This window comes from Sphingobacterium cellulitidis, from assembly GCF_043187465.1.
Lineage (GTDB): Bacteria > Bacteroidota > Bacteroidia > Sphingobacteriales > Sphingobacteriaceae > Sphingobacterium > Sphingobacterium cellulitidis.
Genome location: NZ_CP171136.1, coordinates 658,277 through 675,332, shown reverse-complemented (window position 1 = coordinate 675,332; position 17,056 = coordinate 658,277). Strand labels below are relative to the sequence as shown.

At 36.5% G+C, this 17,056-nt stretch carries 7 protein-coding genes; all 7 read left to right on the top strand.

The window, feature by feature from the left end:
* The first annotated feature begins 28 nt into the window (after nt 1–28).
* The 7 genes from ACF3OC_RS02910 to ACF3OC_RS02880 all read left to right on the top strand — a co-directional run bounded on the left by ACF3OC_RS02910 (nt 29) and on the right by ACF3OC_RS02880 (nt 16,892).
* Entirely contained in the window at nt 29–355 is a 327-nt protein-coding gene (locus ACF3OC_RS02910) for a hypothetical protein (RefSeq protein ID WP_144043673.1), read from the top strand.
* Nucleotides 348–2,738, top strand: coding sequence for an ABC transporter permease (locus tag ACF3OC_RS02905; RefSeq protein WP_392470854.1), 2,391 nt, complete (start codon nt 348–350; stop codon nt 2,736–2,738). Before ACF3OC_RS02910 ends, ACF3OC_RS02905 begins: the two co-directional genes overlap by 8 nt.
* 344 nt (nt 2,739–3,082) lie before the next feature.
* Nucleotides 3,083–5,494 carry an ABC transporter permease gene (locus ACF3OC_RS02900; protein WP_094280193.1) on the top strand — a complete coding sequence of 804 codons (2,412 nt, stop codon included), beginning with the start codon at nt 3,083–3,085 and terminating at the stop codon, nt 5,492–5,494.
* Between the two features lie 406 nt (nt 5,495–5,900).
* Nucleotides 5,901–8,363, top strand: a complete 2,463-nt coding sequence (locus ACF3OC_RS02895; RefSeq protein ID WP_094280194.1) for an ABC transporter permease — start codon at nt 5,901–5,903, stop codon at nt 8,361–8,363.
* 827 nt (nt 8,364–9,190) lie between these two features.
* Nucleotides 9,191–11,584 carry an ABC transporter permease gene (locus ACF3OC_RS02890; protein ID WP_392470852.1) on the top strand — a complete coding sequence of 798 codons (2,394 nt, stop codon included), beginning with the start codon at nt 9,191–9,193 and terminating at the stop codon, nt 11,582–11,584.
* 180 nt (nt 11,585–11,764) lie between these two features.
* Nucleotides 11,765–14,212, top strand: a complete 2,448-nt coding sequence (locus ACF3OC_RS02885; protein ID WP_094280198.1) for an ABC transporter permease — start codon at nt 11,765–11,767, stop codon at nt 14,210–14,212.
* 289 nt (nt 14,213–14,501) lie between these two features.
* A complete protein-coding gene (locus ACF3OC_RS02880) occupies nt 14,502–16,892 on the top strand; it encodes an ABC transporter permease (RefSeq protein ID WP_392470850.1) in 2,391 nt (796 codons plus the stop codon).
* Nucleotides 16,893–17,056: the final 164 nt, after the last annotated feature.

The following is a 17,056-nucleotide window of genomic DNA, read 5'->3' as shown; positions in this document are numbered from 1 at the left end:
AAATTTTCTAAAGAAGAGTAAGAAAATTATGAATAAAAATCTGGTTTGGGGTCTAGGAATCACAATGCTCTTGACGGGATTGGCATGGTTAAATTTTCAACATGCCTTTAATAAATACATTCCATTGGATGGAGCTTGGTATGCAGAGAATAGCAAGGAATTTTCTATTAAAAGAGAAGTAGCATCAACTATTATAAAGTCGGAAGTATTGTTCGACCGTGTTTGTCAGAAGAAAACAATCATCAGTTTTCCTGAGGTCAATTGTAAAAGTAAAATCCTAATAGTTGTGGAGCGATCAGCGAAAATCTCCTCTATTTCAAAACGACTATCAATAATATTAAAACATTATGCTTAAGAACTACATAAAAATAGCTTGGCGAAATCTCATGAAAAACAAGGGATTTACGGCCATTAATATTGTTGGATTGGCAATAGGTATGGCTGGAGCATTGATGATTTTGCTATGGCTACAGAATATGCTGACCATGGATCGTTATCATGAGAAAAGCGATCGCTTGTATGTGATGAGCAATAGGGACGAGCACCAAGGTTCAAAATTTGCCTGGGTTTATACTCCAAAGATACTTGGTCCTTCTATGAAAGAAGAATTTCCAGATATTGAAACGTATTCAAGATATAGCGGAGAGAATTATTTTTTGACAACCTACCAAGATAAAAAATTAAAAACCAAGTTATCATTTGTAGACCCTGGGTTCTTTAATATGTTCAGTTTTCCCATTGCGAAGGGAGAAAAGACCAACTTACTTAATGATCTAAAATCAATAGTCATAACTGCAAAGAAGGCTAAAGACCTTTTTGGTGATGAAGAACCTATAGGCAAAATCATAAAAATCGACTCCGTTGATCAAGTCAAAGTGCAAGCCGTTATCGAGGATATCCCATCAAATTCAAGTTTTGATTTTGAAGGTTTAATTTCTTGGGAATATGCTAAAAGCATCAATTATTATGATGAAAATTGGAACAACAATTCCATTTTTACTTATATCCTTTTAAAAAATGAATTATCACTTTCTGATTTCAACAATAAGATAAAGAGTTTTACAAGAGACCATATCAATGGTGACAACAATTCATCATCTTCAGCTATTAGAAGCACAGTTGATATTTTTGCCTATCCCTATAAGGATCAATTCTTATATAATAATGGTAAAGGTGGAGAATTTAAATCAGGCAGAATTGACTTGGTTAATTTATTTGCATGGATAGGAGGATTTATCCTATTGGTTGCCTGTATCAATTTCATGAATTTAAGTACGGCCAAATCTGAGCGTCGAGCAAAGGAAGTTGGCGTAAGAAAAGTTATTGGTGCTGATAAAAAGAGTCTTATATTCCAGTTTCTGACAGAAAGTATTCTCATTAGCCTTCTCGCAGCTGTACTTTCGATTATCATCATTATTATTGCTCTCCCACACTTTAATGAATTAGTTTCTAAGAATATCTCTATTTCATTTTTAACAGCCTCAACCTGGTTGTTTTTATTGGGCTTTGCTTTATTCACAGGGTTATTAGCGGGTGCATATCCTGCATTTTTTCTTTCAGCATTTAAACCCATAAGTACGTTGAAAGGCAAATTCAAGGCAACAACCAAAGGACTTAGCATGCGCTCGGTATTGGTTATCGTTCAATTTACACTAGCTATCATCTTGATTATTGCAACGGTTGTGGTATATAAACAGATTGATCATAGCAAAGAAAGAGATCGTGGATATCAAGAAAATGGATTAATCTATACAGAAATAGAAGGGAATGTTGAGAAAAACTTTAAAAGCATCAAAAATGAACTTCTTTCAAGCAATGCTGTGATTTCTGTCTCCAAAAATATGTCTCCAGTTACTGATCGCTATAGTTCAGGCTGGGGGTTTACATCTGATGCCTCCTTGGAAGATGATAAAAAAATTAGTTTTAATCGCTTCAGTTCTGATGCTGATGGGGTAAAAACCTTAGGTTTTACCCTAATCAATGGGCGAGATATTGATGTATACAAATTTCCTACAGATAGTAATGCTGTATTAATCAATGAAACAGCGGTTCAGACATTGAAGTTAAAAAACCCTGTGGGAAGCATTATTAATGGAGATGGCAGGAGGCTGACTGTTGTAGGAGTCATCAAAGATTTTGTGATGGCATCACCATTTGGTAAAACCGAACCAACGGTTATTTTAGGTCCATCTTCCTATTTTAGTGTTGTTCATTACCGTCTAAACCCAGCACGTTCTACCAGTGACAACTTAAAAACAATTGAAGGCATATTCAAGAAATACAATCCTGATTATCCCTTCTCCTATCACTTTATTGATAAGGTATTTGAAAATAAATTCAAAGAAGCTCAAGCAATAGGTACTATTGCGATGCTCTTTGCTGGCCTGACCATCTTTATTTCCTGTTTGGGACTTCTTGCCTTGATCGCCTATATGGCAGAAACCAGAATGAAGGAAATCGCTGTAAGAAAAGTATTAGGGGCTTCGGTTCCGCAGATCACTACTCTCCTTTCCATGGACTTTATCAAACTGGTAATAATATCCATTTTAATTGCTTCGCCTATTGCTTGGTGGGTAATGAATAATTGGCTGCAAGATTTTGAATACCGCATCAATATTGAATGGTATTATTTTGTAATCGCGGGGGCAGCAGCTATTCTGATCTCGCTAGCGACCATTAGTTTCCAGTCCATTAAAGCAGCCTTGGCAAATCCGGTGGATAGCTTGAGGGATGAGTAATTAATTCAAGGGCTTTGCCCTTGAATAGATGTGAGTATTGAGATTTGAGATATGAGAGAGTGGAAAGACGTACTTTGAGCCGGAGCGAGGAAGAAGAAATGTTAGCAAAATTAAGAACCCCAGAGGGGTGACATATTTGTAGCATCAAGCCATAAATTAAATAACAGAGTCGAAGAAGAAGGAATATTAACGAAATCAAGAACCCCAGAGGTGACATATTTGTAGCATTCGGCCATAAAATAAAATAGCCTTAGGTTGAAAATTTACCCTTACCGCTTAACGAATTAAAAGTCGGTGTGAGGATTGAGAAATAAAGGTTATTAACTGTAATAATAAAAAATGCTATGCTAAAGAACCAATTTAATACAGCTTGGAGATTCTTAAAGAAAAACCTTCTGATTTCATCTATAAGTGTAATAAGTTTGGCTATTGGAATTTGTGCGACCTTGATCATTTTTTTGATGGTTCGCTATGATTTTAGTTTTGACAAGCATCTTCCGCATGGAGACCGGGTATACCGGGTTGTCAGCGATGGAGGTTTTACAGGAAATGCTGTTGTAGTTCCGTTGATTCGGGCAATGCAAACGGAATTGACAGGTGTGGAAGCCGTTGTTCCAGATTTGGAATTGGGCAGAACGAAGTTGAAAATTCAACAGGATGCCAATAGTGACCCAAAGGTATTTCCAAATGAAGATGGACTGACATTTAGCAATGAAAAATACTTTCAGATATATCCTCAAGAGACCTTATCAGGGAATATTAATTCATTGAAGAGCCCTAATCAAATCGTTTTGTTTCAGAGCAAGGCTGAGGTTTTTTATCCAAAAACCAGTCCTGCCGATATCATAGGCAAGACGATCATTTATGGGGATAGCATACAATTGACCGTTGGAGCAGTCGTTGCAGATATGAAAGAAAATTCTGATTTCAAATATGACGGAATTATTTCCTTATCAACTATTGAAAATAATGCTATACTAAAGGTGATTAAATCATGGGATCAATGGTCTAACTATAATGGTGGCAATCAATGTTTGCTTTTATTAAATCCGGGGACTTCTCCTAAAACTATTGAAAAGGTAATTGTTGAGATATTAAACAAGAACAAGGAGAAGGTTGATGGCGCTTGGGAGGATAATTTTATCCTTCAACCCCTAAAGGAGGTTCATTTTGATATCAAGTTCAATTATAATGCAGTTAAGGAGTCAACCCTAAGAAATTTAATTTTATTAGCTGTTTTCTTACTAACCCTGGGTGCGATTAACTTTATCAATCTCTCCACAGCACAATCTACCGAAAGAGCAAAAGAAATTGGAATCAGGAAAACCTTGGGGGGAAAGAAGTCAAGTTTAGTAAAGCAATTTCTGTTAGAAACATTTTTGATTGCCGGAATTGCTACCATATTATCGGTTTTAATGTTGCCAATATTAACTCATGCCTTTGAAGGTTTTCTTCCAAGTGGCTTTAAGATATCATCAATTCCAGTTCCGGAAGTTATGGCTTTTTTAGTTCTTCAATTGTTGGTTATTACCTGTATTGCGGGTTTCTATCCGGCATGGGTCCTGACAGGTTATTCACCGATCATGGCATTAAAAAATCAGGCCTCTAAAAACAGTAATTTAAGCAGAAGTGCTTGGGTTAGAAAAGGATTAACCATATTTCAATTTGTATTGGCACAGGTATTTTTGATAGCTGTATTGGTAGTATCCAAACAGATTCATTATGCAATTAATATGGATATGGGTTTCAATAAGGATGCTGTGGTTACTTTTTATATTCCAAATTTTGACCGTGAGAAAAAGGGAAAGGTCTTAAAGACCGAATTGGAAAATTTAGCTGAGGTAAATGCGGTTAGTTTTGGCAATCAATCGCCCGCATTCAATGGTTTTATGAGCTCAGGAATGGATTATGACCAAGGTACTTCGGACAAGAAAATGGTTACCTTCGATGCCAGGAACGGGGATGAGAACTTTATTAAGGTTTATAATATTCCACTAATAGCGGGTAGAAACGTTCGAGTTCTTGACTCTGTTTCGGAAAGTATTATAAATTTCAAGATGTTAGAACTTCTTGGTTTAAAAAAACCTGAGGATGCCATTGGCAAATCATTCAACAATGGCCAAACGACCATTGTCGGGGTGATGAAGGATTTTAATATCTCTTCTGCCCGTGAAGCCGTAAGACCTACCATGTATTGGAGCAGTAATTCGGGCTATATGATGCATGTTGCATTAGATAAAAATCACCCTGAATCCTGGAAAAATGCTATAAGTAAAATCGAAACTAAGTTTAAGACGATCTATCCAGAAGACACATTCGACTATAAATTCGTTGATGATATGATTGCCAGTTTTTATAAAACAGAGCAGAACCTATCGAAGCTGTTGAGTTGGGCAGTTTGGTTGTCCATTACAATCGCATCCTTAGGGTTATTTGGTCTAGCAGTTTTTATCACCAACCAAAGAGTCAAAGAAATAGGAATCCGAAAAGTCCTTGGCGCTTCAATCAGCCAGATAATATTTTTATTATTAAAAAACCTGTTGTTGCTGGTGATCATTGCCTCCTTGATAGCCTTCCCTATCGCTTGGTATTTTATGCATGAATGGCTAAATGACTTTGTCTATAAAACAGAACTTTCATGGTGGATATTCGTAGTTGCAGGCTTTGGACTAACCGCTGTTGCCACCCTTGTACTATCTTCAAAAACTTACTTTGCCGCTAAAGCCAACCCTGTGGATAGCTTGAGGGATGAGTAAGGTAGATATGAGTATTGAGACCTGAGATTTGAGATAGTGGAAAGGTAGGTATGAGTGGGATAATAAAATAACGTATGCCATATTATTACAAAAAGGGCGTATGCGATACGCCCGTACAAAACGTTTCATTTTTCCGATAGGTATTTCGCTTTGCATTATCGAACCCCATATCCCCGCTTAGGTTAGTTTAGAGGAAGTTGTGCATTCCGCATGATCTTGGTCCTTCTTCTAATCCTTGAAATCCTGTCCATTGCTGGACATTACACTGTCCGATAATGAACATATCACCAACGGCCCAAACATCTAACACTTTATACCACAACAACTTACAACTATGGCAAATGAATTGATTTTGAATTAATTCATAAATAAAACTGAAAATTATCTTTTACTCAATTCTACCATTATGTTCCAATTATTATTCAAAAACAGCATTAGGCATTTAAAGAGAAATAAGTTATTTACATTTCTAAATATCTTAGGATTGACGATAGGAATCAGTTCTTGTTGGGTGATATTTAAGTATGTCAGTTATGAGTTGAGCTATGAAAAGGCCAATCTTAACCATGAAAATATCTATAGGGTTATTAGTCATTTTAAATTTGATGATAAGGAAGACGCATGGAATGGCGGGATGTCAAGACCTGTATTTTTTGCATTGAAAGAAGATGTTTCGTCGTTGGAGAGGGTTGTTCCATATTTTCAATTTTATACGGAGAGTGTGATTATTCCGGAAGGTAATGGTCAACCCAAGCGAGTTGAAGAACTCGACTTTGAGAGCAAAGTGATGGAAACTGAGGAATCCTATTTTGAAATGGTTCCTTATACATGGTTGGCAGGGAATAAGGTTGGTGCATTATCCAATCCGAATCAGGTTGTTTTAACCGAGGAAAGAGCTAAACTATATTTCCCGAATTTAAAAAGTAGCGAGATCATCGGAAAGACTTTGATTTATTCAGATACATTACAAAAAACAGTAACTGGAATTGTAGCAAACTTAGACTACCCTTCAGAGTTTTCCGGTAAGGAATTTTTCCAACTTCAGAAGACTGAAAGTGACAATCAGTTGGGTAGTTGGACCAATACGAATGGATCTGATAAGATATATATTCAAGCAGAAAGTCAAGGTAAATTAAAAAGCGCTTTAACTCAAATTATTAATATTACCAACAGAAAATATGATGAGTTTAAAAAAGAGCGTAAACCTCAATTTTCATATAATAGAATCATTAATTTTTTACCACTAAGAGATTCCCATTTTTCAACATTTATGAAAGAGTATGGAATGGATAAAACTAGTAAATCTGTTATTTATGGAATAATAGGTGTATCCATATTCTTACTTCTTTTGGCATGTATAAATTATATAAACTTAACAACAGCACAAATCCCACAAAGATCTAAGGAAATTGGAATTCGTAAGACTTTGGGTAGCTCTCAAAAAAGCTTAGTTGCTCAAATGATGATGGAGACTTTAATTATTATTTCGGCCTCAATTTTTGTGAGTTACTTTGTTTCAAAACTTGGTTACTTTTTAATTGGAGATTTAATAAGTCAAAATGCCATTGCGTATAACAATCCTATTGTTTTTGGTTCTTTTATCTTCGTGGTTTTACTGTTTACAGTTTTCATCGCGGGATTATATCCTTCTTGGCTAATTACTAAGGTGAATGCTATTGATATCTTTCGAAGTAAGGGAAATGTTGGAACTAGCAATGGTAACTTTAACCTTAGAAAGGCATTAATAGTATTTCAATTTATTATTGCACAGGTGTTTATTGTTGCGGCAATTATTATTGGTCAGCAGTTACAATTTACTGTCAAAAAGGATTTAGGTTTTAAAAAAGATGCTGTGCTATTGGCAGATATTCCATATAAGTATTTTGACTCGGAGAACTTTGTTTCCAAGAAAAAAACCTTAGCTGTCGAATTAGAAAAATTAAAAGGCGTTGAAGAGGTAAGTATTGGCAATCGTCCATTGGCTGATGGATACAGTTCAAGTCCTTTTAGATATATGAGTAATGAAGCCGAAGAACCTATTTCACAGATTCTTTTTAAGAAAGAAGTAGACTCGAAATATCTAAACTTTTATGGAATAAAGTTATTGGCGGGACAAAATTTATCCAATTCAGATACGACCAATGGATACATCATCAATGAATCAGCCCTCCAAGGTTTTGGGTTTAAAACTCCACAAGAAGCCGTTGGTAAGTTAATTGAACAAAATAATTCGAAATTTCCAATTGTTGGAGTTGTTCAAGACTTTCATACGAGAGATTTCTACAATGTGATGGAACCGTTGGCCATGATGACAGGTCCTTATTCTGGCACTTTCAATATTCGTTTAAATGAGGCAAACTATAAAGAATGGCCTAGCATAATCGCTAATCTAAAAGCTAAATGGCTAGAATTCTTTCCAGCCGATAATATAGAATTTAAATTCTATGATGAATCCATTTTAGCCCTATATAAAAAGGAAGAGCAACTTCAAAAGATTACGAATATCAGTACAGGAATTGCCATTCTATTAAGCTGTTTGGGTCTTTTTGGATTAGCTACAATAACAGCCTTTCAAAGAACGAAGGAAATTGGAATACGTAAAGTTTTGGGAGCAAGCATAACAGGAATTGTAGGGCTTCTTTCAAAGGATTTTGTGAAGATGGTATTGATTGCAATCCTTATTGCCTCCCCTATTGTGTGGTGGGCATGTAATAAATGGTTGGAAGATTTTATCTACCGCATTGAGATCTCTTGGTTTCCATTCGTTTTTGGTGGGTTGATTGCAATTGTTGCCGCTATGCTTACAGTAAGCTATCAAGCCATAAAAGCTGCAAAAGTAAACCCAGTAGAAAGCTTAAGGGATGAGTAATTCAAGGGTTACGCCCTTGAATAGATGTGAGTATTGAGAAGTGAGATATGAGATAGTGGAAAGCTGATGGGAGCGGGATAATTACGAGGGATAGAACCCCAGAGGGGTTCAATATTAATAATAAAAACACCATAAAGTTAAATTGCCCCGAGCAAAAGCAATCGCTTTAGCGATTGCTTTTGCTCGGGGCTTATTACTTAGATATTTCCAATTACTAATATTAAACTCCTCTGGAGTTTTTATCTCCGCAACCCATAAAGGGTTGAATAGGAATCCGAGCTGTGCCGAAGTATCCCTCCAATAACAGACCATCAAGGATAATAACAGACCATCAAGGATAATAAAATAACATATACCATATTATTAAAAAAGGGCGTATGCAATTCGCCCGTACAAAACGTTTCATTTTTCCGATAGGTATTTTCGCCCTGCTTTATCAAACCCCATTTCCCCGCTTTGGATAATAGAATAACGTATGCCATATTATTACAAAAGGGCGTATGCGATACGCCCGTACAAAACGTTTCATTTTTCCGATAGGTATTTCGCTTTGCATTATCGAACCCCATATCCCCGCTTTGGTTAGTTTGAGGGAAGTTGCGCATTCCGCATGATCTTGGTCCTTCTTCAAATCCTTGACATCCTGTCCATTGGTGGACATTACACTGTCCGATAATGAACATATCGTCAGATTCTAAAACATCTAACACCTTATATCACAACACATTACAACTGTGGCAAATGAATTGAATCACAATTTACAGCAAAAAAAATTGATATGGAATTTGCATCTCATATCACAATATTCACATCTTAATACATCTAAAATGTTTAAAACAGCTTGGAGATCTATAATAAAGTCCAAATCCTTAAGTGCGATTCACATCATTGGATTGGCGGTTGCAATTGCTGCGTCTACTGTTTTGTTTTTGACAGGCATGTTTGAATTGTCTTATGATAATTTTCATAAGGATGGCGAAAGGATTGCGATGTTGTATAAAACGACAGAGCCGACAACAGGAAAAAGAAGTGATAGCTCGATGCCGACACCATTGGCACCACAGTTAAAAAAGGATATTCCGAGTATAGAAAATATTACGCGCTATGCTAATAGCACTATTATTTTGAAGAATGGGGATAAGGAATTTTCTTCCATGAATCGATTTGTGGATGCTGATTTCTTTAAGATCTTCGATTTTGAGTTTTTGAGTGGAAGTACGAATGTTCTGAATGATCTTAGCAATTTAGTCCTTACTGAAACAATGGCCAAGAATCTATTTGGAACGGCAGATGTTTTAGGAAAGCAAGTAGAGGTCAATTTGGATGGTACCTGGAAGGCAGCAACTGTTGGTGCTGTTTTAGAAGATAATCCTAAAAATTCCAGTTTAAAATTCTCATCCTTATATAGATTCGAAAATAGGCCTAGGTATCAAGAATCGGTTCAAGCATGGGACAATATGGACCATGAGGTCTATGTGAAGATGAAGGCTAAGGTAAATGATGATGTATTTGCAAAGGAAACAAAAGCATTTACGGAGCAGTTTTTCAAAGAAGACATTGATCGTTTAAAACGTGATGGTGCAAAGACAGATATCAATGGCAGTTATTACAGTTTTCATTTATTACCCCTTTCAAAAGTCCATTTAAATGATTTTGGGCCTGAAAATTCATTATCATCAAATTATCCTTGGATTTTATTATTAATCTCCGGGTTGATATTATTTATTGCGGCTTCCAATTTCATTAACTTATCATTAGCAAATTCCATCAGCAGGAATCGTGAAATTGGAACTCGAAAAACATTAGGTGGTACCACATGGGATATTGTGAAACAACTTACCTTAGAATCTTTAATCTTATGTATCCTATCCCTTTTAGTTGGGTTGCTTATAGCCTATTTAATACTTCCGCAATTCAATGCCAACATGAATTACCAATTGAAGATTACAAACCTATTTACAGGTAAGAATTTGATCATCTATCTATTGGTGTTTTTTGTGTTATCCTTGATTGCTGGAGGTCTACCAGCAATGAAAGCTGCCCGTAGCAATATCATTCAATCCTTAAAAGGGTCCAACAAAATCAAGGCTTCGAGTTTGAGGAGCTCATTGACGGTTTTGCAATTTGTAATAGCTATTCTATTAATCATAGCGACGATCGTAATAAGTACTCAATTAAATTATATTTCAAACAAACCGCTGGGATTTGATAAGACTGAAGTTATCAGTATTCCAATTGGATCAGGCATTAATCAGGAAGATGCACTTCAGAGAATGCGGGTTGAGTTGAGTTCGCAACCTTGGGTGAAGTCGGTCAGTGCTGCGGATATTAATATTGGTAAAGGAAAAGATGGAACGATTCAAAGGAGCATATTTGGTTTTGAGCATGAAAACAAAGAAATCAAGACCAATTATATGCGTATTGATTATGATTATTTAAAAACTTTAGGAATCAAGTTAATTGCGGGGAGAGATTTTGATCGATCTTTTGGTACAGATAGTAATGCTGTCATTATCAATAAGCAAATGGCCGCCCTTATGGGAGGAGAAGATAAGATTTTAGGTCAGAAGATTGACCTGAATGAAGGAAGCACTGTGATAGGCATTATGGATGATTTCAACTTCCAGAATCTAAGGGAGCAAGTAGATCCTTTAACAGTTTCTGTAAATCCTAATGTATTTAATGTTCAATATATTTTTGTTCGCGTTGAGACTAAACAATTGGCGGAAACCTTGGATAAACTGAATGGAATCTGGAAGAAAGTAAATCCAAAGGCGAAGGTAGAGCCTACCTATTTGGATGAAAACACGCAGAACTTATACCAGAATGAAAGAGTATTTTCTCGGATTGTTATCAGCGGAACAAGCATTGCCATCATGATTTCCTGTTTAGGATTATTTGCATTAGCATTATTGACCATTAACAATAGGGTGAAGGAAATAGGCATTCGTAAGGTCTTGGGTTCATCTGTTTCCAGTATCATTATGCTACTTTCCAAAGACTTTATCAGATTGGTATTGCTTGCATTTTTTATTGCAGCACCTATAGCATGGTGGGTTATGAGCAAATGGTTACAAACATATGCTTACCGCATCGATATACAATGGTGGATGTTTGCCTTAGCAGCAGGAGTTTCGGTACTTATAGCTTGGTCTACGATCGCTTGGCAAGCCTTTCGCGCAGCCAATGCAAATATTGTGGACAGTTTGAGGGATGAATAATTCAAGGGCTTTGCCCTTGAATAGATGTGAGATGTGAGTATTGAGATGTGAGAGAGTGGAAAGACGAGGGATAAAACTTTACAGTTATTATTGAAAATTTAGATTGAAGAAAATACTAGTTGAATTAGGTTTGAAACTTTGCTTCTCAAATCTCAATTCTCATATCACAATACTACTATAATGTTTCAGAACAATATAAAAATCGCGTGGAGGAACCTTAAGAATCAAAGGTTTTATTCTATTATCAAAATAGGTGGGTTTGCCTTTAGCATGGCTATTTGCTTATTGATTGTGCTATATATTCAGCATGAACTGAGTTATGATAAGTTCTACAAGGATTCGAATCAAATATTTAGGGTTGTTGGAGTTGTTACCAGGGATAATGTGGTACAGAAGGGCGTTTCAATGCCTGCACCAGCCGGACCTGAATTGAAGGAGGAATTTCCAGAAATTACTTCCTATGGTCGGGTATTATCAAACCCACTATTTGGTGCGGGCAGTAATCAGGTTTCGACCAATGAAAATCCTGAATTGTTTAGTGAGGAAGGCTTTTGTTATGTCGACCAAGGCATTATGGATATGTTTCCGATGGAAACAGTTTATGGTACCTTAAATCATTCCCTAGATAATCCCAATACTATTGTAATTACTAAAAGTAAAGCCGAGAAGTTATTCAAAGGGGATCCGACAGGAAAGAACATTTATCTAAATAATGATAAATCTAAGAGTTATTCCATAACGGCTGTTATAGATGATATCCCAACGAATTCAAACTTTTATGGTTTTGATTTCTTTATGACCTTAAATGGTCATGAGCCATATCCTGGGGAGAAACAGAACTGGTTGGCGTCTAATTATTCAACTTATTTCAAGGTAAAAGCTGGAACTGATATTGCTCAGCTGGAGAAAAAAATATCTAGATCTTATATTGATGAACATTATCGACCGGCAGTAGTGCAGGCAGGAATGGCTGTCAATGAAGAAATTTGGAAATCCGCGAAGATGACCTTACAACCCTTGAAGGATATCCACTTACATTCGAAAGGAATCCAAAATAATAAGATTGAAAATCAGAATCGAGGTGATGCACAAATGGTTTATATCTTTGCAGGAATAGCAGCTTTGATATTGATTATTGCCATTATCAATTTTATCAATCTTTCCACTGCAAATGCAAACACTCGGGCTAAGGAAGTGGGGGTAAGAAAAACGATTGGTTCAGACCGTAGTGCTTTGATCTGGCAATTTATTACAGAATCATTAATTTATTCTTTGATATCGATATTGCTTGCCATCGCAATTGCTTATCTGCTATTGCCAACTTTCAATGGAATAGCTGGCAAATCCTTAAATTTCCCGTGGAACAATTTATTCTTTATTCCTTCTCTCCTATTATTTGGAGGTTTTATTGGTGTAATTTCCGGCGTATACCCCGCATTATATCTTTCTTCCTTTAAACCAATTGCCGTATTGAAGGGAAAATTAAATTTAAAATCTGGCAATAACTGGTTCAGGAATGGATTGGTCGTGTTTCAATTTTCGACCTCTATTATCTTGATAATTGGGACATTAATTATCAGTCAACAGGTAAAATACATACTACATAAAGACCTAGGATTCAACAAAGAACAGGTTTTAGTATTACGAGGAACAGGGACTTTGGATGGTAAACAAAAGGCTCTGAAGGAGGAATTGAAAGGTATATCTACAGTTGCTTCGGTGTCTGTTGGGGATTATTTACCCGTTATGTTGGATGGTGTAAGACGTAATGGCAACGCCTATTGGATTGATGGTAGGCAGAATGAGGATGTCGGCATTGGCGGGCAGAACTGGCTGGTCGATGAGGATTACCTTAAAACATTCGGAATTAAACTTATTGAAGGCAGGAACTTTAATAAGGAGATGCCAACCGACTCTAGCGCTGTAGTTGTCAACCAAAAAATGGTAAAGGAGCTCGGCATAACCAATCCTATCGGAGCCAAGATCCGGAATTTTGCAACCTTCACTATTATTGGTGTAGTTGAAGACTTTATTTTTGGTGATATGAAGGGGGATGCTGTAAAACCATTGGCATTGATGGTTGGTGGAAGTCCCAACATGATTTCCATCAAGCTAAATACTAATAACCTTGAACAAACCCTTGCTGAAATCAATAAAATATGGAGCAGTTTTTCGCCAAATCAGAAAATTCAATATACATTCTTAGACGAGGGGTTTGAGAACCTATATGCCGACGTTCAGCGTACTCAAGCCATAGTTTCAACCTTTGCAGTTTTCGCCATATTTATTGCTTGCTTGGGACTGTTTGGATTAGCAGCTTTTGTAACCCAACAACGAACTAAAGAAATCGGTATCCGAAAAGTATTAGGCGCTAGCCTTCCAGGGATCATAAAATTGCTGTCTGCAGATTTTATTAAACTCGTTTTTGTTGCCATAATCATCGCTTCCCCAATTGCGTGGTGGGCAATGAACAACTGGTTACTTGACTTTAGTTATAGAATTGATATTAAGCCATGGGTGTTTTTTGTAGCCGGTGCTATGAGCTTGTTGATTGCTTTTAGCACGATCTTTTATCATGCCTTAAGAATTGGAAGAATCAATCCTGTGAACAGCTTGAAGGATGAGTAATTCAAATTCAAGGGCTTTGCCCTTGAATAGATGTGAGATGTGAGATGTGAGATTTGAGATAGTGGAAAGGTGAGAGAGGGTTGAGAGGATTGAGAGGTGAAATTTTAATTCATCGTTCAGTAGTGAACAAAAAGCGTTCGATATCGAACATTGTATTTTTATGCATTAACCATATACAACTGATTATCAATACAATACATTTGTGGCAAATGTATTGTATTTTGATTTACTGAGTAAATGCTTCAATCATGAATGCATTTAATCAAAAGTCACAATAACCAATATTAGCATGAATAATTTAAAACTAGCCATCCGGAATATTCGAAAAAACAGAGGATTTTCGATTATCAATATTGCAAGTTTAGCCTTAGGAATAACCTGTTTTTTACTGTTGTTAGCCTATGTATATCATGAATTAAGTTATGATCGGTTTTTAACTAATTCGGAACGGGTTTCCCTTGTTACCTCCTCTGTAAAGTCGCCCGAAGACGCTGATTACACCTATTGGCAAGTAACTCCTACCGCTGTTGCTCCAGTTTTTGCGAAGGAATTTCCTGAAATTGAAAAAGCTGTGCGCATGTATAACTATAATAATGCGGCTTTAATTGAGAACGGTTCAGAATCTATTAAGGAATCAGGATTAAAGTATGTTGATGAAGATTTCTTCAAAGTATTAGACTACCAGGTAGTTTCAGGGAATACAAATTCGGCTTTATCAAATCCGAATGATATTGTATTGACGGAGAAATTGGCTAAGAAATATTTTGCCAATGGAAATCCTATCGGCAAAACCATTATGATTGACAAAAAACCCTGGACTGTCACTGCTGTAATTGCTGATTTACCAACTTATACGGAGAATCATTTTTCAGCTTTATTGTCGAATAAAGGTTTATCACGGTATCAGGAAGAACCACAGTGGGGTTCTGCGAACGATATCACATTTGTCTTATTAAAGGAGCATGTTAACCAAATCGCTTTGGAAGAAAAGATTGATGCTTTTATGAAGCAGCAATTCAAGGAACAGTATGATGCGGGATATCAAATAAAAATAAACCTGGAGAACATTCAGACTGTGCATTTACATTCCAAAGCTGCAGGATCAGGGAACCTACTCTATCTTTATATTTTTGGTTTCTTGGCTGCTGCCCTGCTACTGATATCAGCAGTAAACTTCACCAATCTTTCCTTATCGCATGCTACAGAAAGAGCGAAAGAAATTGCAGTTAGAAAGGTTATTGGAGCTCATAAAAATGGTATTTTCAATCAATTTATCATTGAGGGTGGATTAATGGTGGGCACTGCTTTAATCCTTGGGATTTTACTCGCTTGGTTATTATTGCCAGTTTTTAGTGTGTATCTGGGGGTTCCCATGAAGCTTGAGATTTGGTCCAATCCTTATTTTTACCTTGCTGTATTTGTATTCTATATTGTGTTAAATTTTATGGCATCAGGTTGGCCAGCATGGGTAATTGCACAATTCAAACCCATCAATGTAATCAAAGGCCAACTAAAGTCTAATAAAGCAAAGTTTCCTATTGCCAAAATATTAATCACCTTCCAATATTGTATTTCCATTTTTCTAGTGATCTGTACCTTGTTTGCATATCGTCAAATGCAATTTATCCAAACTATGGATACAGGTTTGAATCGATCTCAAATTGTGGTATTGGATGGTGATGTGTTAAAAACAAAGGGCTTGGAGACATTAAAGAATGAACTGAGAAATCAGCGATCGATCAAAGGAGTTTCCGCTTCTTACGATTCACCTGTCAATGTTCAAGGCGGTTATTCCTTGGAAACTTCTCAAGGGAAAAAGCCTAACTTCAACATGGATATCACAGCATTACCAATTGAGAAAGATTTTCTAAGTGTTTTTGAGATTCCTATCCTTGCGGGTGAGGGATTGAATGTAACGGACATCATAAAAGCAAGAGATACTTCAGCTAACCGATCAGTAGGCATTATAATCAATAAAATGGCTGCAGAAAAGATTGGTTGGACTCCGGAGGAAGCAATCGGGAAAACAGTCAATATTAATGGACGTATTGGTCCGATCAAAGCCGTTGTAGACAACTTTAATTTTGCATCCTTAAAGGAGGAAGTTAGACCAGTCGCGCTCTTTCCTGAATACAGCTATTTTGGAAATGTATTTATAAAAATAAATGCTGGTGCGAATACGACCCAAGCTCTTCAAGATATTGAGTCAACATTCACCAGAATACTACCTAATACTACTTTTAATTACCATTTTTTAGATGAGGACTATGCAGCCCTTTATAAACAAGAGCAACAGACTACTAAAATTATGCAGCTTTTTGCATTGGTTACTGTGGTAATCGCTTGTATTGGTCTTTTTGCAATTTCAGCATACGCTGCGCAACAAAGAATAAAGGAGATTGGCATACGCAAGGTTCTTGGTGCATCAGTGGGTAAATTGGTCACCCTGTTGACTTCTGACTTTTTAAAACTGGTGTTGCTAGCTTTTATCATTGCTATTCCTTTGGGGTATTGGGCAATGGATAAATGGCTTACAAACTTTGTCTATCATATTCAGATTGAATGGTGGATTTTCTTAGCTGCCGGATTGATTACCATGGTTATTTCTTTTATGACTATTGGCGGGCAAGCATTTAAAGCTGCAAGAGCTAATCCAGTGGATAGCTTGAGGGATGAGTAATTCAAGGGCTTTGCCCTTGAATAGATATGAGAGGTGAGTATTGAGATATGAGATAGTGGGAAGGGAAATAGATTTGAGATGTGAGATTTGAGATTTGAGATTTGAGATTTGAGAAAGTGGAAAGGCGAGGGATTATTGAGTTTTGGGATATTAATTATTTTTTG